Consider the following 22,377-nt stretch of genomic DNA (forward strand, 5'->3'; position numbering starts at 1 on the left):
TCCTGTCCGACGACAGAATCAGCGACGGTGGCACTGGTGCCACCATGGATTCGGGTGCCAGGCTCATGGCAGACCCCCGTCGAGGTGTCCTAGTGTCTGATCATGATGATTCCACCCGCGCTGAGGCGCTCGGCGCTTCGGGTGCGGCGGGACACCGGCTTCCTGGCCGCCGGTGTCATGCCGCACCTGGCCCTGGTGCCCGTGTGGGCCTGGGCCGCGACGGTCGGCCCCGAGACGAGGAACTGGGCTCTGGTGCTCACCGTGTCGGTCGCCCTGATCCTGCTCGGTGTCCCGGTACTGACGGCCGTTCAGCGGTACCGCCACCGGGCACTCCTCGGAGTGGACATCCCTCGGCCGACGCCCACGCCGGAGCGGTGGTCGTGGGCGGCAGTCGCCCGACGGCTTCCCCTGACGCGTATCTGGCGCCAGCTCGGATACCACCTTCTCCTGGGCCCGCTGGTGGCCGCGTTGGAGCTGTCGGTGCTCGCGATGGCGGCCGCGGGCCTGGCGGGCGCCATCACCTGCGGCTGGGTGTGGGCGCTGCCGGTGGGGGTCCGCCAGGACTGGTTCGGTTACGCGACGCAGGTGCCGTGCTACACGGTGGCCGGCATCGCCCTCCTGTGTGCCATGCCCTGGATTGCGGGGGCGGTGGCCCGGACGGAGTCGCGATTCGCGTTGGCGCTGCTCGGGCCCAGCCGGGCCCAGCGGCTCCAGGAGCGGGTCGAGTACCTGGCCGGGAGTCGCACCGACCTGATCGAGGCAGTCGACGCCGAGCGCCGCCGGATCGAGCGTGACCTGCACGACGGCACCCAGCAGCGGCTGGTCTCCCTCGCGGTCAATCTTGGCCTGGCCATGGCCACGCGCCCCGACCTGCCGGGCGAGGCCCGCGAGGTGATCGCGGAGGCGCACCTCGAGGCGAAGGAGGCGATCGCCGAACTCAACGATCTGGTACGCGGGTTGCACCCGGCCGTCCTCGAAGACCGAGGGCTGGACGCGGCGTTGTCCGGGTTGGCCGCCCGGGTACCGTTGCCGGTGCGCCTGCGGGTCGATCTTGAGGAGCGGGTGGTGCCCGCTGTGGAGTCGGTCGCGTACTTCGTGATCTCCGAGGCGCTGGCCAACGTGACCAAGCACGCTCGCGCGACACGTGCCGAGGTGACCGTCAGACGGGTCGGGAAGGTGTTGCGGGTGTATGTCACCGACGACGGGCTGGGTGGTGCCGACGCCTCCGCCGGTACGGGGCTGAGCGGGCTGGCCAAGCGGATCGGCTCCGTCGACGGGACCTTCCGCCTCAGCAGCCCCGTCGGGGGACCGACGACCATCGCGGCGGAGTTGCCGTGCGAGCGGTGATCGCCGAGGACTCGGTGCTGTTGCGGATCGGTCTGGTCAAGGTACTGGAGATGGGTGGTTTCCAGGTCGCCGCGGAAGTCGGTGACGGGGAAGCGCTGCTGGCGGCAGTGGAGGAGCACCGGCCCGAACTCGCCCTGGTCGACGTCCGGATGCCGCCCGGCTTCACCGACGAAGGGGTGCGCGCCGCGATGGTGATCCGTCGGCGGTGGCCGCGGACGGCGGTGGTGCTGCTCTCGCAGTACGTGGAGGAGCGGTACGCGGCCGACCTGCTGGCGACCAACACCAGCGGCGTGGGCTACCTGCTCAAGCAACGCGTCGCCGATGTGACGGAGTTCGTGGAGGCGGTGCAGCGGGTCGCGAACGGGGGCACGGCGCTGGATCCGCAGGTCGTCGCCCAGCTGCTGCTGCTGCGACGGGACAGCGACCCGCTGGACCGGCTGACCCCTCGTGAACGGGACGTACTGGGCCTCATGGCCGAGGGGCGCTCCAACGCCGGCATCGCCGAGGCGCTGACGGTCAGCGAGAGCGCGGTGGCCAAGCACATCAACAACATCTTCGCCAAGCTCGACCTGCCGGTGATCGACACGGACCACCGCCGCGTGCTCGCCGTTCTGCGCTTCCTCGGAGCGTCCCAGGCCTGACCGGCCTCTGGCGTCGGCACGGGCGGACAGCCCGGCGCTTCTTCGGAATGCGCGAGCGGCGGCGTGGCTGCGCCGAGCAACCCACCGCTCAGCGGTCCTGCGCGACCAGGAAGCGGCCGGAGCGCCAGTGCAGGCGCGCCGGGCCGCCGGTGGGCCAGTCGTGGTTCAGGTGGCGGCGGTCGCGGCCGAGTGCGCCCAGCTCGCGCGGGCGCAGGGTGCCCGCCGTCAGGCCGGTGGCCTCACCGTCGGTCACCGGCATGATCGTCACGTACTGGGCGTCGTCGCCGCCCATCCAGTCGACGACCTCGGTGTAGATCCAGACGTACCGCTGCGAACACTCCCGGCAGCGCCGGAGGTTGACGGCGAAGCGCGAGCCGTCCACCACCGCCGTCTCGTGCTCGAACCCCTCGCGCTGCCGCCCCCACACCGCCCGTTCGTCCTCGCCGTAGCACTTCGCGCAGCCGAACTCCGCCAGCGGCCTTCCCATCGGTCGACTCCCTGTTCCGCGACGTCCCGTGTCGCGGCCCATGATGCCCGCAGGGCCCCGTCGACCGGCCGGACGGCCACCCGTCCGAGGAACAATTCACGGCCCGTTCCCGCGCCGTTCGCGCCCCAAGGGGGAGATGTGCCCACCCGGTTGACGACGCGTCCGGGGAACGGTCCCCGGGGCGTCAGGACTCCGGTGCCGGGCGGGGCGGCGGGCCCGCCCGCAGAAGCAGGCCCGCACCGCCGTCGAACCCGATGCCCTGGAAGGAGGCACCGGTCCTGACGTGGTCGAATCCGAGTTCCCGGCCCACCACGCTACGGCCGCCCGTGCCCTTTCCGGCACCCGGCCGGCGGCGCGCCTCGGATCAGTCGGTCTCCAGCAGCACCGCGGGGAGTTCGGCCTCCCGCACCAGGGTGCGCGGCAGGGTGAGCGCGAAGTGGCGGCCGAGCACCTCCAGGCAGGTGCGGTGGAGGTCACCGCTCTCGCGCTCGGGGTCCGGCAGCCCGGCGGCGGCCAGCTCCGCCGTCAGGGCGGCGGCCGTGGCCGGCTCTCCCCGGACGTCGCCGGGGCCCCAGGTGGGGTCCAGGTGGAGGTTGAAGTAGCAGTGCTCCCGCCCGTCCCGGTAGCTGCTGAAGAACGGCGGCACCGGCTTGCCGTTCTCCTCCTCGAACTCCAGGTGGAAGACCTCGGCGCCGCCGCGTGACACCGACGGCGGGATCGTCAGCTCGCCCTGCCAGTACCCGTACGCCACCGCGAAGGCGAGGTCGCCGCTGCGCCCGTGGTGCAGCGCGATGTCCTCGACCTCGCCGGCGAACTCGAGCTCGTAGTCCTCGACCAGGTCCTCCGCGGTGAGTTCGCCGAGCGGTCGTGCGGTGCGCCCCGGAAGCTCCTCGGCGATCCGGGCCACCAGCTCCTCCGGCGTCAGGCCGCGGGCCAGCACGACGCTGTAGCCGCCGTAGGTGATCGACTCGGGTTCCGCCAGCCAGCTGAGTGCGTCCGTCATGGTGATCATCCTGCCCCACGGGCCGGACACGTTCGGTATTCCGAACGATCCGGCGGTGCGCCGAACCGCCCGGACCGCTCAGTGCCAGAGCCCCCAGGAGGCGGCCGGCCGGGCCGGTTCGGCGAGGTGCCCGTGCTGCTCGGCCCGGTACTGCAGCACCAGCACCGAGCGGACCCGCTCGCCGTCCAGCGCGGTGTAGGCGTGCGGGAGGGCGGCGTCGAAGCCGATGTAGTCGCCGGGGCCGAGCTCGATCTCCCGGCCGTCGACCCGCACGCCCAGCCGGCCGGCCTGGACGACGGTGTGCTCGGTGCCGGTGTGGCCGCCGGACTCCTGCGCCGCGCCGGCCCGCACCACCTGGTCGTACAGCTCGAACACCGCGTCCCCGGACTCGATCCGGCGCAGCGGGCGCAGGTCGACGCCCCGCCCGCTGAGCACCTCGGTCTCGGCCGCCCGCACCACCGTGACCTCGCCGCCCGGCCGGGCCTCGACCAGGTCGGAGATCGGCACGCCGAGCACCCGGGAGAGCCCGAGCACCGTCTCCAGCGTCGGGTTCCCGGCCCCGGACTCCAGCTGGGAGAGCGTCGCCTTGCCGACCCCGGCCTGCCGGGACAGCTCGGACAGGGACAAGCCACGCTGGGCCCGTACCCGCTTCAGATTGGCGGCGAGGACGCCCCGGACGGATTCCTCGGCGTCGTTCACTCTCGACCTCTTCTCACCAGGCACTGTTCGATATACCGTACGGGACGCACACCGACGGACGGGGCAGCGTAGCGAAACGCCTCACTTCCCTCACCTCACCAGGAGACCGCAGTGACCGAGCCCGCCGAAACCATCAAGTACCGGAAGAACGGCCTGACCCGCGGCGTCACGGACGAACTCGCCGAGAGCATGACGCAGGGCTGGGCCGACACCGAGCGCACCGCCCTGGAGCCGGTCCCGCAGGCCGCGCACACCGCCCGCCGCCGCGCGGAGCTGTCCGCCGCCTTCCCCGGCGAGCTGCTGGTGGTCCCCTCCGGCAACCCCAAGGTGCGGGCCAACGACACCGACTACCCGTTCCGCCCCTCCTCCGACTACGCCTACCTGACCGGCGACCAGTCCGAGGACGGCGTCCTGGTGCTCACCCCCACCGGCGAGAACGGCCACGAGGCCGCGCTCTACCTGCGCAACCGCTCCCGCGTCGACAACGGCGAGTTCTGGCTGGACGGCCACGGCGAGCTGTGGGACGGCCGCCGCAACAGCCTGACCGAGAGCGAGCAGCTGTTCGGCCTGCCCTGCCGGGACGTGCGCACCGTCGGCGCCGACCTGCGCGCCGCCACCGGCCCGGCGCGGGTGCTGCGCCGCCACGACGCGGGCGTGGAGGCGGCCCTCGCGGACCGGGCGGACGCCGAGCGGGACGAGGAGTTCGAGGTCTTCCTGTCCGGGCTGCGCCTGGTCAAGGACGAGTTCGAGATCGAGGAGCTGCGCTTCGCCTGCGCCGCCACCGCCCGCGGCTTCGAGGACGTGGTGCGCGTCCTCGGCACCGACTCGGAGACCGCCGAGCGGCTGATCGAGGGGACCTTCTTCGTCCGCGCCCGGATCGAGGGCAACGACGTGGGCTACAGCACCATCGCCGCGGCCGGCCCGCACGCGACCACCCTGCACTGGGTGCGCAACAACGGCCACGCCCGCCCCGGGGACCTGCTGCTGCTCGACGCGGGCGTGGAGACCAACCACCTCTACACCGCCGACGTCACCCGAACCCTCCCGGTCTCCGGCCGGTTCACCGACCTCCAGCGCAAGGTCTACGACGCCGTGTACGCGGCCCAGGAGGCCGGCATCGCGGCCGTGCGGCCGGGCGGGCAGTTCCGCGACTTCCACCACGCCGCCCAGCGCGAACTCGCCGAGCACCTCACCTCCTGGGGCCTGTTCGGCGACCTGAGCGCGGACAAGGTGTACGAGCTGGGCCTGCACCGCCGCTTCACCCTGGCCGGCACCGGCCACATGCTGGGCATCGACGTCCACGACTGCGCCCACTCCCGCACCGAGGAGCACGTCGACGGCCCGCTCAAGCCGGGCATGGTGCTCACCGTCGAGCCGGGCATCTACTTCCAGGAGAACGACCTGACGGTGCCGGAGGAGTACCGGGGCATCGGGGTGCGGATCGAGGACGACATCCTGGTCACCGAGGACGGCAACGAGAACCTCTCCGCCGACCTCCCGCGCCGCTCCGACGAGGTCGAGGCCTGGCTGGCCCGCCTGCGCGGCTGACGGACGAACGCCCGGGGCCGGTGCTCCCGTCCTGACGGGGCGGGAGTACCGGCCCCGGGCTCGGTCGAGCGGATGTGCGGCGGCCGGCGGGCGGTCGGGCCGGCAGCGGCTCGACCGGCCGACCACGACGTTCGGACGGCCGCCCCGCGGCGCTCGGACGGTGACTCCTCGGTGTGGGCGGCCGTCAGCCGAGGCGCCACACCGTGGTGGTCTTGACCGCGGTGTCCTCCAGGTCCGCGACCACCGGCACCTGGTACGCCGCCACCGCGGTGAACCGTTCCCGGGGCAGGTAGGCCCGGCCCGGGTCGCCGACGATCACGGTCGCGCCGCGCGCCGCGGCCCGCTCCAGGAAGGGCAGGAAGCGGGCGGCCATGGCCCGTTCGTAGAAGACGTCGCCCGCGAGCACCACCTCGGCGGGCCCGCCGTCGCCGTCCACCAGGTCCACCAGGGCGCCGTCCACGCGTACCCCGTTGGCCCCCGCGTTCAGCCCGATCGCGGCCACCGCGTAGGGGTCGATCTCGGCGGCCCGCACCTCCGTGGCCCCGCGCAGCGCGGCGGCCACCCCGACCAGCCCGGAGCCGGCCGCGACGTCCAACACCGTTCGGCCGGCGACCAGTTCGGGGTGGTCAAGGACGTAGCGGGCCACCGCCACACCGCCCGCCCAGGCGAAGGCCCAGAACGGCGGCGGCAGCCCGGCCTCCCCGCGTGCCCGCTCGGTGGTCTCCCACAGGGCGATGGCGTCCTCGGCCATGTGCAGGCGGATCTCGGGCACGAACGGGACGGGCTTCAGCTCGGTCTCCCGCCGGATGAAGGCGAGGTCCTCGGCGGGCTGAAGAGTGCGCAGCTCACTCGGCATGCCCCGCAGCATAGAGCCCGCGCGGGGGTCGCTCCGCCACGCTGCCACGCTTCCGCCCGTCATCCCGTCACCCGCGCACCGGCTCAACCCCGTTCGTCCACCACCCGCTTGATCTTCCCGACCGAGCGCTCCAGCGTGTACGGGTCCACCACCTCGACCGCGACGGTGATCCCGACCCCGTCCTTCACCGCGCGGGCGATACCGGCCCGCGCCGACTCCCGCTGCTCGGTGGCGGCCTCCGGCCGGGCCTCCACCCGGACGGTCATGCTGTCCATCCGCCCCTGCCGCCCGAGCCGCAGCTGGAAGTGCGGGGCGACGCCCGAGGTGCGCAGCAGGATCTCCTCGATCTGGGTCGGGAAGACGTTCACCCCGCGCAGGATGATCATGTCGTCGCTGCGCCCGGTGACCTTCTCCATCCGCCGGAAGGCCGGCCGGGCGGTGCCGGGCAGCAGCCGGCTGAGGTCGCGAGTGCGGTAGCGGATGATCGGCAGGGCCTCCTTGGTGAGCGAGGTGAAGACCAGTTCGCCGCTCTCCCCCTCGGGCAGCACCGCGTCGGCCCCCGGCTGATCGGCCAGCGGGTCGACGACCTCCGGGTAGAAGTGGTCCTCCCAGATGTGCAGCCCGTCCTTGGTCTCCACGCACTCCTGGGCGATGCCCGGGCCGACGACCTCGGAGAGGCCGTAGATGTCCACGGCGTGCAGGTCGAGCCGCTCCTCGATCTCGCGCCGCATCTCCTCCGTCCAGGGCTCGGCCCCGAAGATGCCGACCCGCAGCGAGGTGCTGCGCGGGTCGACGCCCTGCTTCTCGAACTCGTCCAGCAGGGTCAGCAGATAGGACGGGGTGACCATGATGATCTCGGGCTCGAAGTCCAGGATCAGCCTCACCTGGCGGGCCGTCATGCCGCCGGAGGCCGGGATGACGGTGCAGCCGGCCCGCTCGGCGCCGTAGTGGGCGCCCAGGCCGCCGGTGAACAGCCCGTAGCCGTAGGCGATGTGCACCTTGTGGCCGGCTCGGCCGCCGGCCGCGCGGATCGAGCGGGCGACCACGTCGGCCCACATGGAGAGGTCGTTGTCGGTGTAGCCGACCACGGTCGGCTGGCCGGTGGTGCCGCTGGAGGCGTGGATCCGGCGGACCTGCTCCATCGGGACGGCGAACATGCCGAAGGGGTAGCCCTCGCGCAGGTCGGCCTTGGTGGTGAAGGGGAAGCGGGCGAGGTCGTCCAGGGTGCGGCAGTCCTCGGGGCGGACCCCGGCGGCGTCGAACTTGCGGCGGTAGAGCTCGACATTGTCGTACGCGTGCCGCAGGGTGGCCCGTAGCCGGGTGAGCTGGTGGGCGCGCAGTTCGTCCGGCGTCATCCGCTCACCGGCGTCCAGGAGCTCGGGCGGGATCGGCTCCCCGAGGTGTCGGCGCGGGACGGGTGCGGTGCCGGTCATCGTCGCTCCTTCGCTGCTGCTCTGCCTGCGTCCTGCCGGGCTCCGGCCGCGTCCTGGCGGGCGCCGCCTGTGTCCTGCCGGGCTCTGTCCGTGTCCCGTCCGCCCCAGGCTGCCTACCGATCGTTCGGTCAGGCCCGTTCGGGTCCATTGATCCAGTACCCGAACCACCTGTCAAGGGATCGCACAGAGCTTCCGGAATGTGCGGTTCCGACCACTTCGCGGCGACTTCACCTCGGCAGCTTGGCTGTCTGATATGAAAATCATTACAGAAGCTTGACTTGCTACCGGCCTTCCGCGCCCCGCCCCCGTGGTTCAGTAGTGCGGTTTCTGCCCCGTACCCCGGAGTGATCACCGTGCCCACGACTCCCGCCCTGGTCAGCGCGCTGCGCGAACTCGGCGACCGACCCGCCGTCGTCGCCGACGGGCGCGCGATCAGCGGCATCGGCCTGCTGCTCGGCGTCTCCCCGCCGGGCGGCCTGCCCCGCGCCCTCGCCCGGCGCGTCGCCGAGCACGCGGCGCTGGCGCCCTCCGCCGCCCGGGCCGCCGAGCAGCGGCTGCGCTACTGGGCCGGCGTCCTCGGCGCGCCCCCGATCCGGCACACCGTGCTGCACCCCGTCACCGACCTCGCCGTCGAACTCGCCCTCGCCACCCTGCTGGCCGGCGGCACCGTCCACTGCGGCGACCCCGAGCAGCAGCCCGAACAGCAGCTCGAAGCCGTCGTCGCCGCCCGGGCCACCCACCTCAGCCTGCCCTCCGCCCTGCTCTGGCCGCTCAGCCGCCAGCCCGGCCTCGCCGCCCACGACCTCGGCGCCCTGCGCCTGGTCCTGCACGTCGGCCCCGAGCCCCGCCAGGAGGACGTGTACGCCGCCGTCGACGCGCTCGGCGCCGTCCTCGCCCACGTCCGCGCCCCGGACAGCAACGCCGAGGCCGCCGACCGCCGGCTGCGCGCCGACGCCGAGAGCGCCTCCGCCGCCGCCTGGAAGTACGGCATCGGCATCACCGCCGCCCAGGTCCGTGACTTCGGCGCCCAGCTCGACCGGGCCGTGCTCGCCTCGCTGCTGCACACCCTCCAGCAGAGCGGCGCGCTGACCGACCCCGCGCGCGGCTACCCCGAGGCCGAGGTCCTGGCCGCGGCCATGGTCACCCCCGCCCAGCGCCCCCTGGTCACCCGCTGGCTGGACGCGCTCGCCCGGCACGGCCTGCTCACCCGTCAGGACGGCGGAGCCCAGGGCCCGGTCTTCCACGGCGGGCCCGGACCGGCCGCCGCCGAGGTCCGGGAGACCTGGCGCCCGGCCGTCGAGACCTGGGCGGACGGGCTCGGCCCGGCCGCCGCCCTGGACCGGGTCCGCCGCGGCGCCCTGCGGCTGCCCCGGCTGATCACCGGCGCGGAGGCCCCCCGGCCGGCCGCCTCCCCGGTCCGCTGGGCTGCCGCCCGGGCCTTCCTCGGCGCCGCGCTCGGCGCGCTGGTGCGCGGCAGCGCCGACGCCCACCAGGGGCCCGGGCCACTGCGCGTCCTCGAACTCGACGCCGAGGGCGGCGAACCCGCCGTCGCCCGCGCCCTCGCCGCCCGGCCCCGACCGAACACCGATCACCACACCGCCCCCGACGGCGGCCGCTACGACGTCGTCATCGCGAGCGTGACCGGGCAGTCGACGCGGGACGTCCCCGAGCTGGTCCGGCTGCTCTCCCCCGGCGGCCGGCTTCTGCTGCTCGCGCCCACCGCCGAACAGCTCGACCTGCTGATCACCGGCGACCCCCACGGCCTCACCGCCCGCCCGGCCGAGCACTGGCGGGCCGCGCTCACCGCCGCGGGCTGCCCGACCGTGCTGACCCTGCCGGAGGAGGGGCACCCGATGGCGCTGCTGGGACAGCGACTGTTCGCGGCGCGGGTGGACTGACGGGAGACGCCGGGGGCAAGGCTGGCTACGCTCAAGGGTCATGACCGCTTCCACGCGTCCGGCCCGACCCGCCCGCGGCTCCCTCGCCTCCCTCGGCTCCCTCGGATCGCTACTGTCGATCGACTCCATCGGGTCCATCGGGTCCGTCCTGTCCATCGGGTCCATCGGGTCCATCCTCTCCGTCGGCTCGATCGGGTCCGTCCTCTCCATCGGCTCCATCGGGTCGATCGGGTCCCTCGGCTCGATCGGGTCCATCCTGTCCGTCGGCTCCATCGGCTCGATCAGGTCGGCCTGTTCCACCCTCGGTGCCCTGTCGGCCGGCTCCCGGCTCGGCCTCGACTCGCTGCTGTCGCAACGTTCCCGCCGGTCGGCGGGGCCCCGGCGGCTCGCCTGCCCGCCCACCGTGGCCGGGCGGTGAAGTCCGGATCACGCACCGCCACCCGATCCGTACCATTTCGATACCGAAGCCGGGATGAGCTGCGAAGATCCTCGCCGCCCGGGCCGGTCCCCGGGTAGGCTCCGCTTGTCCTCCGGCCCTCGCGCAGGCGGCCCCCTGCCGCCCTGCCGCGTTCTCCGGGGGCGCAACCCCGCGGGCCATTCGGTGGGCACCGCGCACTCGACACCGCGCGCCAGGGCAGTCGCGCGAACGGCGAAGGGCATCGCATTGGCGGATCGGCTCACCGGAGGAGACTCCTCGCTGCTGCGGCGGATCAACGCGGCGGTCACGCTCCGGGCGCTGCGCAACGGCCACTCCGTGACCCTCACTCAGCTCGTCGGCGAGACCGGACTCTCCCGCCCGACGGTCGAGGGCGTGATCGAGGGCCTGGTCGAGACCGGACTGGTCGCCGAGGTCGACCAGCCGAGGGACGACGGCCAACCGGGCACCGGCCGCCGCGGTCGCCCGGCCCGCTGGTTCCGCTTCCGCGCCGAGGCCGGGCACATCCTCGGCATCGAGATCGGCGTGCACGACATCCGGGTCATCCTGGCCGACCTCACCGGCGAGGTGGTGGGCAGTCACTTCAAGCCCGTGGACGAGAGCCTCGACGCCGAGGACCGGCTCGCCGCCGTCCGCACCGCCGTCGCCGAGGTGCTGCGCAAGGCCGGCATCTCCCGGGACAACCTGTGGTCGGTCGGCATCGGCACCCCCGGCATCGTGGACCGCGAGGGCACCATCCGGCTGGGCACCGCGATGCCCGGCTGGACCGGGCTCGACCTCGGAGCCCGGCTGCGGCGCTCCTTCCGCTGCCCGGTCCTGATCGAGAACGACGCCAACCTGGCCGCCATCGCCGAGCACTGGCAGGGTTCGGCGGTCGGCGCCGACGACGTCGTCTTCGTGATGGCCGGCCTCAGCCCGGGCGCCGGCTCCCTCATCGGCGGCAAGCTGCACCGCGGTTTCGGCGGCGCGGCCGGCGAGATCGGCGCCCTGCACCTGCTCGGGCAGGACGTCACCCCCGAGCGCCTGCTCTCCACCACCGGAAAGCCCCTCAACCCGCTGGACGAGGCCGCCGTGGCCCGCGTGCTGCGGCTGGCCCGGGAGGGCGACGAGGTCGCCAAGGTCGCCATGGACCGCTTCCTGACCCGCCTCGTCCAGGGCGTCGCCGCGCTCGTCCTGGCCATCGACCCGCAGCTGGTGGTGATCGGCGGCTGGGCGGCCGGCCTCGACGGCGTCCTGGACCCGCTGCGCGAACGCCTCGCCCAGCTGACCCTGCGCGCCCCGGAGGTCGCCCTCGCGGCCCTCGGCTCGGAGGTGGTGGCGATGGGCGCCCTGCGCGTCGCCCTCGACCACGTCGAGGAGCAGCTCTTCGCGGTCGACCCACCCCGGGCCTGACGCCCCGGCGGGGCGGCCCGTCACGTCGGTAGGGCGGCTCCCTCGTGGGCGGAGCGGCTCGTCCAAGGCTCACGACCCCGCCCTTCCCCCGCCACACTGCCGGATCTTCCGATGCCATGCGGGCCACGCGGGCCACGCGGGCCAACGGCAAAGGCCCGGACGCCAGTTGGCGTCCGGGCCCCTACCTGAGGGTGTTCGGAAAATGGTTCAGGAGGCGGTACGGACCTCGGCCGTCGCGCCGACCGGGGTGACCTCGACGAGTCCGGCCTCGCCGAAGGTCAGCTTGCAGGTGTCCGCCCGGTAGGTGGAGACGGCCAGCGCCACCAGCCGGCCGGCCGAGGCGTACTGGGTGGTCATCACCAGCACCGGCGCGCCGGGCGGGCGCTCCAGCAGCGCGGCCTGCTCGGCCTCGGCGACGCCCAGCTCCACCGAGCGGGACTCGCCGTCCACCTCCAGGCGCTCCAGCTGGCGCAGCACCGAACGGGCGCGGTCGCTCTCGGCGCGGAAGCCCGGCAGGTGCGGCAGGGCGGCGGCCGGAACGTGCAGTGCCTCGGAGGCCACCGCGCGGCCCTCGACCAGGCGGACCCGGCGCACGGTGTGCACGGTCGCGCCCTCGGCGATGCCGAGGCCCTTCGCCAGCTGGGCGGGGGCGGGGGCGGTGGTGCAGTCGATCGTGCGCCAGGACTGGCTGCGCGCGGCGCCGGGCCAGCCCTCCTCCTGCCGGCTGACCGGGACGCCGACCCGCGGGGCGGCGATCAGGGTGCCGATCCCCCGGCGGCGCACCAGGCGGCCCTCCAGCTCCAGCTGGTCGAGCGCCTGCCGCAGCGTGGCCCGGGCGACGCCGAAACGGGCCGAGAGCTCGCGCTCGTTGGGCAGGACCTGACCGGTGGAGAACTCCGAGTCGATGGCCCGCAGCAGCACCGTGCGCAGGTGCCAGTACTTCGGCTCCGGCACCGCAGAAAGCTGTCCTGTCGTCCCCACCGTGTCCTCCACCCTGATGCTGTCCGCCCTGCGGCAAGGAGGCCGGATCCCGGGCCCACTGTCCGCTGTCGCGGCAGGTGGGAGAGCGGGCCTTTATCCGTCCTTCTTTATTAAAGGTCCTTGCAGTAAGTGACCCTAGGCGCTCCGTCCGGAGATGGTCAAGACCAATGGCGCGGCTTGATGGGGCCGCCGCACATCTTCATGCCGCGTTCACGACAGCTCCTGTCAGCCGCTGTCACCATCCACGTCGGCGCCCGTATCCGGGGCCGCATCCGCGCCCTCCGGGGCCTCGGCCCGCGCGTCACGATTCGGGTCGGCAACCACCAGTCGGTAGGCTGCCCGGGTGATCGTGGTGACGAGTGTGAACGTGAACGGAATCCGGGCAGCGGCCAAGAAGGGCTTCGTCGAGTGGCTGGCCGGCACCGAGGCGGACGTGGTCTGCCTGCAGGAGGTGCGCTCGGAACCCGCGCAGCTGCCCGTGGAGTTGCGCGACCTGGACGGCTGGCACGCGGTCTGGGCCCCCGCCGCCACCAAGGGCAGGGCCGGCGTCGCCGTCCTCTCCCGGCAGGAGCCGCAGCGCACGGTGATCGGATTCGGCTCCGAGGAGTTCGACGACTCGGGCAGGTACGTCGAGATCGACCTGCCGGGCCTGACCGTCGCCAGCCTCTACCTCCCCTCCGGCGAGGTCGGCACCGAGCGCCAGGACGAGAAGGAACGCTTCATGGCGGAGTTCCTCGTCCACCTCACCGCCCTGCGCACCCGCGCCGCCGCCGACGGCCGCGAGGTCGTCGTCTGCGGCGACTGGAACATCGCCCACCGCCCCGAGGACCTCAAGAACTGGAAGTCCAACCAGAAGTCCGCCGGCTTCCTCCCCGAAGAGCGCGCCTGGCTCTCCCGCGTCTACGACGAGGCCGGCTACGTCGACGTCGTCCGCGCCCTCCACCCCGACCGCACCGGCCCCTACTCCTGGTGGTCCTACCGCGGCCGCGCCTTCGACAACGACTCCGGCTGGAGGATCGACCTCCAGGTCGCCACCCCCGGCCTCGCCGCCAAGGCCGTCGAGGCCTACGTCGAGCGCGCCGACACCCACGCCGAGCGCTGGAGCGACCACGCGCCAGTGACCGTGGCGTTCGACCACCAGTTCTGACCGCTCTCCATGGGCAGGGCTCCTAAGAGGACGTTAAGTCCGTTTCTGGTAGCGGCCGCGTCCGGGTTGGTCGAGGAGTCCCTGGCGGACGAGTCGTCCCAGGCGGGAGCGGGTGACGTTGATCGAGGGCTAGTCGGTGGGCAGTGCGAGGAGTTCGTGGAGGTCGCGAACCTGGAAGACGCGCCGGGGGTGCTCGTTGAAGGCGGTCACGATGCGCTGATAGACGATGGCGGGCTCCTCGCAGGCCTGTGCGTGGTCGGGCAGGGCGAGGCTGTCGCTGACCTTGCGGGTGGTGACGATCTCGGCGAGGCGGGCCTCGATATCGGCCAGGGCACGGGTGAGTTGCTCGATCTGCTCTCGCAGGCCGTCGGCGCGTGCGGCGGTCTCGTCGTGTTCGGCCTGCAACAGCCGCAGGAGTTCGGTGACGTTCACGCGGCCAGCCCCACCTCGTCGCGCCAGGCGGGGCTGGGGGTGGTGAGGCGGCGGAGCATGCCGGCGGTGGAGGCCCAGTAGGCGCGGGAGGCGGCGTTGTCCAGCAGGGCGATGCCGGCCTCGTTGTCGTGCGCGCTCGCGGCGAGGATCACCACACCGATGATCAGGCCCAGCACGTCAACGGCGAGTCCCCGCTTCCTGCCGGGCGTCTTCTTGTTCGCGTCCAGTCCCGTGGTCTCCTTCGGCACCCCGGCTGCCACGCGCACGGACTGGGTGTCGATGATCACCAGGGACGGAGCTGAGGCCCGCGACACGGGCCGGCTCGGCGTTCCGCGCCGAGCCGGTGGGGGCCGCCGGCCCGTTCCTCGGCTACGGCGCTTTCCCCACCGGCCCGGACCTTCTCACCACTCGACCAGCGCGAATCCCGCCGACATACCGCCGCCGAAGCCGGCCAGGAGGATCAGGTCGCCGGGGGTGAAGGCGCCGGCGCGGGCGGCCGCGTCCAGGGTGATCGGGATGGAGGCGGCTCCCGTGTTGGCGTAGTGCGTCAGGGTGCGGTGCATGGTCGCGCGAGGCAGTGCCAGGTCGGCGAAGACGCTGTCCAGCATGGTGCCGTTGGCCTGGTGCGGTACGAAGTGGTCGATGTCGTCGGGCGCGACACCGCATTCGTGCAGGAATCCCTTGACCAGCTGCGGCAGGTGGTCACCGACGAAGTTCCGCACGCCTCGCCCGTCCATCGCGAAGTACTGGAGCCCTGCGTCGAGGACCGTCTGGTCCACCGGCATGCGGCTGCCGCCGGCGGGCACCTCGATGAGCCCCGACAGTTCGCCGAACGAGTGCAGCGAGAGGTGCCGGACACGTGGTCCGTGGTCGACCGGCGCCCCCAGGACCACGGCTCCGGCGCCGTCCCCGAACAGGATCACGGTCCTGCGGTCGGCCCGGTTCAGGATGCGGGAGTACAGGTCCGCACCGATGACCAGCGCATGGCCGCCGGTGCGGGCGAGTACGCCCTCGGCCGCGGAGAGCGCGAACACCGTGCCGGAGCAGACCGCGTTGACGTCGAACGCGGCCGCGCCGCTCGCGCCGAGCCGCTGCTGGACGTAGGCGGCGGTGGGCGGTTGCGGCCGGTCGGGTGTGGACGTGGCGACCACGATCACGGACAGTTCCTCGGCGGAGATGCCGGCCGACCGCAGCGCGGCACGCCCCGCGGCGGTGGCCAGGTCCGAGGTGGCCTGGCCGTCGGCAGCCCATCGCCGTTCCCGGATGCCGGTCCTGTCGGTGATCCACGCGTCGTCGACCCCCGCCGCCGCCGCGGCCTCGTCATTGGACACGATTCGCTCCGGCACATAGGCACCCGTACCGAGAATTCTGACGTCGGTCATACGGCTGCCCTCCCCTCAAATGGATGGAGAACGGTGTGTGTAGAACTGGCCTGCGGCCGTGGCGGGCGCGTGCGGGAGCAGCCGCGGAGGCTGCCCCCGCACGCATGGGACCGCAGGTGTTCGGGATCGCAGGTGTTCTAGCGCGCCTGGTAGATGCGCTTGTGACCGCTGACGCCGGCCAGCCGGAAGGGCCCGGTGGTCTGCTGCGGGGTGGGGTGGTCTCCTCCGTCGGCCGGGAAGGACCACTCGTGCAGCTCGCGGTAGCGGGCGTGGTCGACCGGCTTGCGCCTGGCTATCGCCGCCAGGTTCGCTGCGGTCCGCAGGTGTTCGCGGTAGCCGGGGACGGCCGTGCCCGCGAAGAACTCGGCGACGCTGCCGGAACCGTAGCTGAGGAAGCCGATGGGCCGGTCGGTCAGGTCGTCCGCCTGGTCGAGCAGCGCGGCGAGAGCGAGGTACACCGAGGCGGTGTAGCTGTTGCCGATGGAGGTGTTGTAGGCCACGGTCTGCCCGATGGCGTGCTCGATGTCGGCCTGGTCGGCGCTGTGGCCCGCGTGGTCGAGCAGGTGGCGGTGTGCCTTGTAGGCCATCTTTGTGAACGGCTGGTGGTAGCAGAACGCGGCGAACTCGTCGAGTGTGCGCCCGCCCTGCTCGCCGTAGTCCTTCCAGCTGCCTGCGACCGCCTGCAGGTACGCTTCGACGGATTCCTGCCCGTCGACGAGGGCGGTGGTGCGGTAGTTCGGCCGCCAGAAGTCCATCACGTCGGCGGTGAACAGGCCCGAGGCGTTCTCGATGCAGACCAGGGCGGGGTCGGCGCTGACCAGCATCGCCACCGCGGCGGCACCCTGGGTCGCCTCGCCGGGGCTGTCCAGTTCGTACTTGGAGACGTCGCTCGCGATCACCAGGACCTGCTGGTCGGGGTCGCGTCGTACGAGTCCGATGGCGAATTGCAGGGCGGCCGTGGCTCCGTAGCAGGCCTGCTTCAGTTCGACGACGCGGCAGGCCGATTGCAGGCCGAGCAGTGAATGCACGTAGATGCCGGCGGACTTCGCCTGGTCGATCGAGGATTCCGTCGCGAAGACCACCGTCCGGATCCGTTCGGAACCGTGCCGGGCGATGATCGGGGCCGCGGCGGCGGCCCCCAGGGTCACGATGTCCTCGTCCGCGGCGCACACGCTCATCGACCGCTGGCCGATGCCTATGTGGTACTTGCCGATCTCCGTGCCGTTGTACTCGGCGAGTGCCGCGTGCGACAGGACGTACTCGGTCGTCGCGAAGGACAGATCGTGGATTCCGAAGGAAGCGGCGTTGGACATGTTCAGGCACCGACCTTTGCCGTCTTGTTGTCGCGCTCCAGTTCGACGTGTGCACGCATGAGTTCACCCGGGTTGGTCTGCGCCGCGAGCAGCGAGAGCTCGCCGCAGAGGACCGTCGCCGCCGCGATGACGGCGAGCCGGCGCGCGTTCTCGCCGGGGGCGCGGTCCACGCGGCAGCCGAGGCGGGTCAGGTTCGTCTCCACGAACTCCAGGCCCTTGCCGTTGCCCACGGTGCCGACGATCAGGTTGGGCAGATTGCAGGAGAAGTAGAGGTCGCCGTCGCGGTCCTCGGCCAGGGTGACGCCCTGGGAGCCCTCGACGATGTTGGCCGCGTCCTGGCCGGTGGCCAGGTAGAAGCCGAGCAGCATGTTGGCGTAGTGGGCGTTGGCCGAGCGGATGCCGCCGGCCAGCAGGGTCCCGAGCAGGTTCTTGCGGATGTTCAGCTGGACGATCCTGGCGGCAGTGGTGTGCAGGACGCCTTCCACCACGTCGCGCGGGACGAGCAGTTCCGTGACCACGTTCTTCCCGCGGCCGAGGATGCCGTTGATCGCGGTCGCCTTCTTGTCCGTGCAGTAGTTCCCGGAGATCGATCCGTAGGAGATTCCCGGAATGGTCCGCAGCAGGTGCGTCAGCAGATTGTCGGAGGCGAGCGTGGCCATGTTGTGGCCGGAGGCGTCGCCGGTGCTGAACTCGAACCGGATGAACAGCAGGTTGCCCGCGATCTCGTGCCGGACGGTGAGCAGCTCGGCGAACCGGCTACAGCTGCGGACCACGGCGCGCAGTTCCTCGATCTGCGCCTCGATGGCGCGGGCGGCCGTGTACGCGGTCTGGGCGTCGGTCGCCTCGACGAGCACCGAGCGGGTCATGCGCTCGTCAACGAGGGTGGCGACGATGCCCTGCTCGGTGAGCATGGACACCTTCGCGCCGCGGCCCACGGAGGGCCACAGCGGTGTCTCGTAGGTGGCGAGGGGAACGTGGGTCTCGGTGTTGGCGACGTTCCCGGAGACTCGAAGGGGTCCGACCCACTTCATGGGGACCCTGGCAATGGCGTGTGTGTCGGTCACTGTGCTTTTCCTGTCGCGTTGTGAAGGGTGTCGGCCGATCGGGAACGCCGGGCGAGTCGCCCCGTGTCGATGCCCCGGTCGGCGCAGAAGGAACGGAGGGTGCCGTGGATGATCAGGTCGTTGCTCGCGAGGTCGGCGGGAGTGCGCGCGCCGAGCATGGTCTGGAGGGCCGCGAGCTGGTCCAGCCAGTTCGTGAGCTGCTCGATCAGCGCCTCGGGACCGCCGTCGAGCAGGGTGCGCAGGAACACTCCGGAGGCCCCGACGCCGGAGGCGCCCAGGGCCAGGGCGCGGGCGACGTCGAGGGGATGGCGGACGCCGCCGGAGGCGAGCACGGGAAGACCGGCGCTCTGAGCGTCCAGGAGACAGGCGGCGGTGGACTGGCCCCAGTCGTGGAGGAACGCGTAGTCGCCGAGCGGTCGCCGGCCGTTCTCGATCCGGGCGAAGTCGGTGCCGCCCCGGCCGCCGACGTCCGCCGCGCGGACCCCCAGTTGTCGCAGCAGCAGGACGGTTTCCCGGCTCAGGCCGTTGCCGACCTCCTTGACGATCACGGGTACGTCAACGGCCGCCGCGATCTTCTCGATCTGCGGGACCCAGGACCCGAAGGACCGGTCGCCTTCCGGCATGGCCGTTTCCTGCGCCGTGTTGACGTGGATCTGCAGGGCGTCGGCCTCCAGCAGATCGAGGGCACGCCGGGTGTCGTCGACCGATGCCGTCGCGTTGACATTTGCTATGACAAAACCGTGGGGGTTCTCCTGGCGCAGGACGCGGAAGGTGTCGGCGCACGTCGGGTCCTTCAAGTAGGCGTGCACCGAGCCCGACGCGATGGGTACCCCGGTCTCGCGGGCCGCTATCGCCAGACCCCGGTTGATGACGCCGGTCTTGGCGGTCCCGCCGGTCATCGCGTTGATGTAGAGCGGCACCTGCCAGGAGATCCCGGCGAAGGTCGTGTCCAGGGACACCTGCGGCCGGTCGATGCCGGCCAGGGCGTGGTGGACGAAGGACACCTCGTCGAACTGGTTGATCCCGCTGCGGGTGTCCTGCTGCTCGATGGCGAGCCGGACGTGGTCGTCCTTGCGCTGAGCGCTCATTTCTCGGTCCCTTCCGGGGCGGGCCGGACGGGCAGGGGCAGCACCCCGGCCGCGGCCCACCGCTGCCGTACATGTGAGATGTCGTGCATGGCCTCGGCATCGAGCAGCGCGATGCCGCAGTCGCCGCCGCCCGCGCCCGACGGCTTGGCGGCACCGCCGACGGTTTCGGCGACCGTGCACAGGGCCGTCAGCTCGGGTGTGAAGATGCCGAGCCCGACTTCGTCGTCGAGGCGGGCCAACTCCCGCCGGGCACGGCGGATCTGGTACAGCAGGCTTTGGTCGTCGCCGGCCTCGAGAGCGGTGATCGAGGCGCGTACGAAGTCGGTGGAGGTCTCCACGAACGCGCGGTGCGACGCGGTGCCGCGCCAGATCCGGCGGTGCAGACCGGACACGAGCGAGGCGGTGGAGGCCGGGTTGCCGGTCCAGCCGACTTCGAGGGCGAGGCCGCGCGGGGCCGGAAGCCTCCGGACCGAGTGGCCCGGCCAGGGCGTGCGCAACGCCTCCTCGACGCCGTGCCGGCGGGTGAGGTCGAGCACGAAGGCCCGGTCGGGTGCCTGGTACGCGATCCAGCCGCCCCAGGTACTGGCGGCGAGGTCACCGCCGGAGCCCACGGGGTCGATCCCGACCGAGGAGATCACGGCCAGGCGGTACCGGGCGTCGGGCGAGAGGTCCAGTCCGCACAAGGACGTGATGGCGTCGATCGTGGCCACGGTCACCGCGCCGCTCGACCCCAGGCCGTACTTGCGGCCGTTGTCATGCAGCCGGCTGCCGATCGAGAGGTCCAGCCCGGGCATGGGCAGGCCGCGTTCGGCCAGCAGTCGTCCCACGGTCTCGACCGCTGCCACCACGTGCGTCAGTGCGCCCCGCGCGCCGTGTCCGTCGGCTTCCCCGTTCTCCGTGCCGGGAGCGTGGAGCCGGCCGTCGAGCCATCGCCAGTTCACCGCCCGGGGGACGAGATCGGAGGAGATCACGATGTCGGCCGTTTCGGAGAGGGTCACCGTGGCGGTGATCTCCCGGTCCACGGCCACCACGATGGCCGGGGTACCGGGCTCCACCACCGCGTACTCGCCCGTGACGAACAGCTTGCCGGGCGCACTGCGGACGACCGTTCGCCCGGAGGTCATCGTCCGCCCGCGTCCACCAGGCGGGCGCCCTGTCCGGGCCCGGCGATGTGCACGGTGCCGCCCGCGGCAGCGTCGCGCACGGCCTCGGCGACCCGGTCGGCGTCCGTACGACGGCAGAGCACCTTGACGTTCGGTCCGGCGTCCATGGTCGCGTAGGCCGGTATGCCGTCGCGCCGCAGCCCCAGCACGCTGTCGAGGACGGTGAGCGAGGCGGGCGCGAGGTAGCGCACCGCAGGGCGCGCGCCCAGCATGGTCGCGTGCATGCCGAGAGAGTTGCGCTCAGCGATCTCACCCACCGCGTCGAGGTCGCCGCGCAGGAGCGCCGCCCTCATCTCGGTCAAGTCGTCCCGGCTCGACGCGGCCCAAGGCTCGAACAGGGGCGAGGTCTCGACGGTGCGGCGCATCGCCGCGCGGCTGGACACCTCCTTGGGGCCAGCGTTGACCACCGCGATGACCAGTGCGGGGTCGAGGTCGCCCGTCCGTACCGGCTCGGCGTAGGAGCTGAGGTCGGCCTCCGCGGGCGGCGCCGTGGGGTTGCCGGCGTTCCAGACGGCGAAGCCGCCGAAGATCGACCGCGAGGCCGAGCCGGAACCGCGGCGGGCCAGGCGGGAGAGACCGGTGCCGTCGAGGTCCAGTCCGTACGCGGCGGCGGCGGCGACGGCGAGCGCGGCGAAGCCGCTGGCGGAGGACGCCAGGCCCGCCCCGGTGGGTACGGTGTTGCGGGTGTCGACGACGGCCCGGTGCGTGAGCCCGGCCCGCCGGCGCACCAGGTCGAGGAACCCGGCGATGCGCCGCCGCTCCTCGCCCGCCGCGGGTACGCCGTTGAAGGTCACTTCGTCGTCCGAAGCCTCGGCGTCGAGGTGGACCCGGGTGGTCGTGGGGAAGATGTCAAGAGTCATCGACAGACTGCTGGTCCACGGCAGGAAGAGGCGCTCGTCGCGCTTCCCCCAGTACTTGATCAGCGCGATGTTCGGGTGCGCGACGGCGGTGGCCCCGTTCGCGCCCTGCCGGTCCTGCGGGCGGCGCACGGTGATCTGTTGCTCAGACATGCGTGACGAGCCTCCTCAGTGGGACGATCCACGTCTGCACGGCCCCCGCTTCGTGCAGCCGCCGGGTGACCTCTCTCGCCTGCTCGGGGTGGGTCAGAGCGAGGACGCAGCCGCCCAGCCCACCCCCGGTGATCTTGGCGCCGAGGCTTCCTGCGGCGAGCGCGGCACTCACCATCCCCTCGATCCGGTCAGTGCTCAGCCCGGCCTCGCGGAGCATTCCGTGGTACTCCGTCAGCAGGAAGCCGAGCTCCTCCGGCCGGCCGGCGGCGAGGGTGGCCACGGCTTCGCTGGTCAGTTCCGACGCCCGGCGGACGAACCGCTCCTGTGCTCCGGCGTGGAGTCGGAACCTCTCCCGCAGCTTGTCGACCGCTTCCTTGGTGCTGCCGACGGTGCCGCTGTCCGCGATGACAAACAGCGCGTCGCAGCCCACCAGCAGCGTGCGGGCCTCGCCCGCGTGGAACAGCAACGGCGCGCTCGCGCCGACGGTGATGGCATCGACGCCGCTGGCCTTGCCGTGCACCACGTTCTCGGCGGTCTGCACCAGGTCGAACACCGTCCGCTGCGAGACCTCGCGGCCGCAGAGGTCGGCCAGGGCGAGGACGACGGCACGGGCGCAGGCCGCGCTGGAGCCGAGCCCCCTGCCGAGCGGGATCGAACCGTCGATGATCACATCGAGATGCCGGCCGTCGTCGATGCCCGTGGATGCCCTGAAGTCGGTGGTCAGCCGACGCAGCCCCTCGGATGCCTGCGTTCCGACCTCCTTCCAGGCGGATCCGGTCATCGTGAAGGACACACCTGCCGGTTCTTCACCACGGGTGGAGAACCCGGCGCTGGCGGTGATCGACAGCTGCGGAACGGGCAGGGCGAGCGCCGGGGCTCCGTAGACGACCGCGTGCTCCCCCAGCAAAATGGCCTTGGCATGGGCGTGGCCGGTGCCGACCGAGCGAGCACGGCGGCTGTCCGCTGTCCCTGCCGCCGAGGCCGGTGGAGTCGACGTGCTCAGCTCCCCTTGTCGAAATTCCATTGAGATCGCGTCATCCAGATTTCTAGGAAGGAA

The 22,377-nt window shown here is 72.4% G+C and carries 21 protein-coding genes and 1 pseudogene; 7 read left to right on the forward strand and 15 right to left on the reverse strand.

The features are described from left to right. Positions 1 to 102 precede the first annotated feature (102 nt). Together ACGF0D_RS00640 and ACGF0D_RS00645 are read left to right on the forward strand one after the other, a co-directional pair. Positions 103 to 1,347, forward strand: a complete 1,245-nt coding sequence (locus ACGF0D_RS00640) for a histidine kinase (RefSeq protein ID WP_392913328.1) — start codon at positions 103 to 105, stop codon at positions 1,345 to 1,347. Continuing rightward, entirely contained in the window at positions 1,335 to 1,988 is a 654-nt protein-coding gene (locus ACGF0D_RS00645) for a response regulator (RefSeq protein ID WP_392871148.1), read from the forward strand. The genes ACGF0D_RS00640 and ACGF0D_RS00645 overlap by 13 nt, the downstream gene beginning before the upstream one ends. 88 nt (positions 1,989 to 2,076) lie before the next feature. Here ACGF0D_RS00645 and ACGF0D_RS00650 read toward each other — a convergent pair whose 3' ends face one another. From ACGF0D_RS00650 to ACGF0D_RS00660, 3 genes are all read right to left on the reverse strand, one after another. After that, positions 2,077 to 2,475: a hypothetical protein gene (locus ACGF0D_RS00650; RefSeq protein ID WP_392871145.1), complete on the reverse strand. Its 399-nt coding sequence runs from the start codon at positions 2,473 to 2,475 to the stop codon at positions 2,077 to 2,079. Positions 2,476 to 2,839: 364 nt separating this feature from the next. Next, positions 2,840 to 3,478, reverse strand: a complete 639-nt coding sequence (locus tag ACGF0D_RS00655; protein ID WP_392913330.1) for a DUF6461 domain-containing protein — start codon at positions 3,476 to 3,478, stop codon at positions 2,840 to 2,842. Positions 3,479 to 3,556: 78 nt separating this feature from the next. After that, positions 3,557 to 4,177: a helix-turn-helix domain-containing protein gene (locus tag ACGF0D_RS00660; RefSeq protein WP_392913332.1), complete on the reverse strand. Its 621-nt coding sequence runs from the start codon at positions 4,175 to 4,177 to the stop codon at positions 3,557 to 3,559. Between the two features lie 111 nt (positions 4,178 to 4,288). On the opposite strand from ACGF0D_RS00660, the gene ACGF0D_RS00665 reads away from it, so the two are divergent. After that, a complete protein-coding gene (locus tag ACGF0D_RS00665; RefSeq protein WP_392913334.1) occupies positions 4,289 to 5,725 on the forward strand; it encodes an aminopeptidase P family protein in 1,437 nt (478 codons plus the stop codon). 184 nt (positions 5,726 to 5,909) lie between these two features. Here ACGF0D_RS00665 and ACGF0D_RS00670 read toward each other — a convergent pair whose 3' ends face one another. Together ACGF0D_RS00670 and paaK are read right to left on the reverse strand one after the other, a co-directional pair. Next, positions 5,910 to 6,581 (reverse strand): class I SAM-dependent methyltransferase, encoded by a 672-nt coding sequence (locus ACGF0D_RS00670; protein ID WP_392913336.1) that lies wholly within the window; start codon positions 6,579 to 6,581, stop codon positions 5,910 to 5,912. A gap of 83 nt (positions 6,582 to 6,664) precedes the next feature. Further along, a complete protein-coding gene (gene paaK / locus ACGF0D_RS00675) occupies positions 6,665 to 8,014 on the reverse strand; it encodes a phenylacetate--CoA ligase PaaK (protein ID WP_392871131.1) in 1,350 nt (449 codons plus the stop codon). A 353-nt stretch (positions 8,015 to 8,367) separates the two neighbouring features. On the opposite strand from paaK, the gene ACGF0D_RS00680 reads away from it, so the two are divergent. The 3 genes from ACGF0D_RS00680 (at position 8,368) to ACGF0D_RS00690 (ending at position 11,740) form a co-directional block, all read left to right on the forward strand. After that, on the forward strand, positions 8,368 to 9,912 hold the full coding sequence (locus ACGF0D_RS00680) for a hypothetical protein (RefSeq protein WP_392913339.1): 1,545 nt from the start codon (positions 8,368 to 8,370) through the stop codon (positions 9,910 to 9,912). A 40-nt stretch (positions 9,913 to 9,952) separates the two neighbouring features. Then, complete coding sequence (locus tag ACGF0D_RS00685) at positions 9,953 to 10,330, forward strand: hypothetical protein (RefSeq protein WP_392871125.1); 378 nt, start codon at positions 9,953 to 9,955, stop codon at positions 10,328 to 10,330. A gap of 246 nt (positions 10,331 to 10,576) precedes the next feature. Next, positions 10,577 to 11,740 carry an ROK family transcriptional regulator gene (locus ACGF0D_RS00690; protein WP_392871122.1) on the forward strand — a complete coding sequence of 388 codons (1,164 nt, stop codon included), beginning with the start codon at positions 10,577 to 10,579 and terminating at the stop codon, positions 11,738 to 11,740. Between the two features lie 207 nt (positions 11,741 to 11,947). On the opposite strand, the gene ACGF0D_RS00695 is transcribed toward ACGF0D_RS00690, so the two are convergent. After that, positions 11,948 to 12,721, reverse strand: coding sequence for a GntR family transcriptional regulator (locus ACGF0D_RS00695; protein WP_392913341.1), 774 nt, complete (start codon positions 12,719 to 12,721; stop codon positions 11,948 to 11,950). A gap of 343 nt (positions 12,722 to 13,064) precedes the next feature. On the opposite strand from ACGF0D_RS00695, the gene ACGF0D_RS00700 reads away from it, so the two are divergent. Beyond that, a complete protein-coding gene (locus ACGF0D_RS00700) occupies positions 13,065 to 13,868 on the forward strand; it encodes an exodeoxyribonuclease III (protein ID WP_392871119.1) in 804 nt (267 codons plus the stop codon). Positions 13,869 to 13,997: 129 nt separating this feature from the next. On the opposite strand, the gene ACGF0D_RS00705 is transcribed toward ACGF0D_RS00700, so the two are convergent. From ACGF0D_RS00705 to mvk, 9 genes and pseudogenes are all read right to left on the reverse strand, one after another. After that, a complete protein-coding gene (locus ACGF0D_RS00705; RefSeq protein WP_392913343.1) occupies positions 13,998 to 14,300 on the reverse strand; it encodes a hypothetical protein in 303 nt (100 codons plus the stop codon). Continuing rightward, positions 14,297 to 14,608: pseudogene (locus ACGF0D_RS00710) on the reverse strand (transposase); the annotation flags it as partial. The gene ACGF0D_RS00705 and the pseudogene ACGF0D_RS00710, both read right to left, overlap by 4 nt. A gap of 93 nt (positions 14,609 to 14,701) precedes the next feature. Beyond that, positions 14,702 to 15,682 carry a 3-oxoacyl-ACP synthase III family protein gene (locus tag ACGF0D_RS00715; protein ID WP_224279292.1) on the reverse strand — a complete coding sequence of 327 codons (981 nt, stop codon included), beginning with the start codon at positions 15,680 to 15,682 and terminating at the stop codon, positions 14,702 to 14,704. A 137-nt stretch (positions 15,683 to 15,819) separates the two neighbouring features. Continuing rightward, the gene (locus tag ACGF0D_RS00720) at positions 15,820 to 16,995 is read right to left on the reverse strand and encodes a hydroxymethylglutaryl-CoA synthase (RefSeq protein ID WP_392913345.1); all 1,176 of its coding nucleotides are present in this window, start codon (positions 16,993 to 16,995) and stop codon (positions 15,820 to 15,822) included. A 2-nt stretch (positions 16,996 to 16,997) separates the two neighbouring features. Beyond that, complete coding sequence (locus ACGF0D_RS00725) at positions 16,998 to 18,059, reverse strand: hydroxymethylglutaryl-CoA reductase (RefSeq protein ID WP_392913347.1); 1,062 nt, start codon at positions 18,057 to 18,059, stop codon at positions 16,998 to 17,000. Then, complete coding sequence (gene fni / locus ACGF0D_RS00730; RefSeq protein ID WP_360348582.1) at positions 18,056 to 19,147, reverse strand: type 2 isopentenyl-diphosphate Delta-isomerase; 1,092 nt, start codon at positions 19,145 to 19,147, stop codon at positions 18,056 to 18,058. Before fni ends, ACGF0D_RS00725 begins: the two co-directional genes overlap by 4 nt. Beyond that, positions 19,144 to 20,271, reverse strand: a complete 1,128-nt coding sequence (locus tag ACGF0D_RS00735; RefSeq protein ID WP_392871109.1) for a phosphomevalonate kinase — start codon at positions 20,269 to 20,271, stop codon at positions 19,144 to 19,146. Before ACGF0D_RS00735 ends, fni begins: the two co-directional genes overlap by 4 nt. Continuing rightward, positions 20,268 to 21,320, reverse strand: coding sequence for a diphosphomevalonate decarboxylase (gene mvaD / locus ACGF0D_RS00740; RefSeq protein ID WP_392913350.1), 1,053 nt, complete (start codon positions 21,318 to 21,320; stop codon positions 20,268 to 20,270). Before mvaD ends, ACGF0D_RS00735 begins: the two co-directional genes overlap by 4 nt. Next, positions 21,313 to 22,344 carry a mevalonate kinase gene (gene mvk, locus ACGF0D_RS00745; protein WP_392913353.1) on the reverse strand — a complete coding sequence of 344 codons (1,032 nt, stop codon included), beginning with the start codon at positions 22,342 to 22,344 and terminating at the stop codon, positions 21,313 to 21,315. Before mvk ends, mvaD begins: the two co-directional genes overlap by 8 nt. Between the last annotated feature and the right edge of the window lie 33 nt (positions 22,345 to 22,377).

This window comes from Kitasatospora sp. NPDC048298 (genome assembly GCF_043201465.1).
Lineage (GTDB): Bacteria > Actinomycetota > Actinomycetes > Streptomycetales > Streptomycetaceae > Kitasatospora.

What these genes read in the sequence shown, in the direction of transcription:
- ACGF0D_RS00640 (WP_392913328.1), top strand. Translation starts at nt 103, where the DNA reads ATGATGATTCCACCCGCGCTGAGGCGCTCGGCGCTTCGGGTGCGGCGG.
- ACGF0D_RS00650 (WP_392871145.1), bottom strand. Translation starts at nt 2,475, where the DNA reads ATGGGAAGGCCGCTGGCGGAGTTCGGCTGCGCGAAGTGCTACGGCGAG.
- ACGF0D_RS00655 (WP_392913330.1), bottom strand. Translation starts at nt 3,478, where the DNA reads ATGACGGACGCACTCAGCTGGCTGGCGGAACCCGAGTCGATCACCTAC.
- ACGF0D_RS00670 (WP_392913336.1), bottom strand. Translation starts at nt 6,581, where the DNA reads ATGCCGAGTGAGCTGCGCACTCTTCAGCCCGCCGAGGACCTCGCCTTC.
- paaK (WP_392871131.1), bottom strand. Translation starts at nt 8,014, where the DNA reads ATGACCGGCACCGCACCCGTCCCGCGCCGACACCTCGGGGAGCCGATC.
- ACGF0D_RS00685 (WP_392871125.1), top strand. Translation starts at nt 9,953, where the DNA reads ATGACCGCTTCCACGCGTCCGGCCCGACCCGCCCGCGGCTCCCTCGCC.
- ACGF0D_RS00715 (WP_224279292.1), bottom strand. Translation starts at nt 15,682, where the DNA reads ATGACCGACGTCAGAATTCTCGGTACGGGTGCCTATGTGCCGGAGCGA.
- ACGF0D_RS00720 (WP_392913345.1), bottom strand. Translation starts at nt 16,995, where the DNA reads ATGTCCAACGCCGCTTCCTTCGGAATCCACGATCTGTCCTTCGCGACG.
- fni (WP_360348582.1), bottom strand. Translation starts at nt 19,147, where the DNA reads ATGAGCGCTCAGCGCAAGGACGACCACGTCCGGCTCGCCATCGAGCAG.
- ACGF0D_RS00735 (WP_392871109.1), bottom strand. Translation starts at nt 20,271, where the DNA reads ATGACCTCCGGGCGAACGGTCGTCCGCAGTGCGCCCGGCAAGCTGTTC.
- mvaD (WP_392913350.1), bottom strand. Translation starts at nt 21,320, where the DNA reads ATGTCTGAGCAACAGATCACCGTGCGCCGCCCGCAGGACCGGCAGGGC.
- mvk (WP_392913353.1), bottom strand. Translation starts at nt 22,344, where the DNA reads ATGGAATTTCGACAAGGGGAGCTGAGCACGTCGACTCCACCGGCCTCG.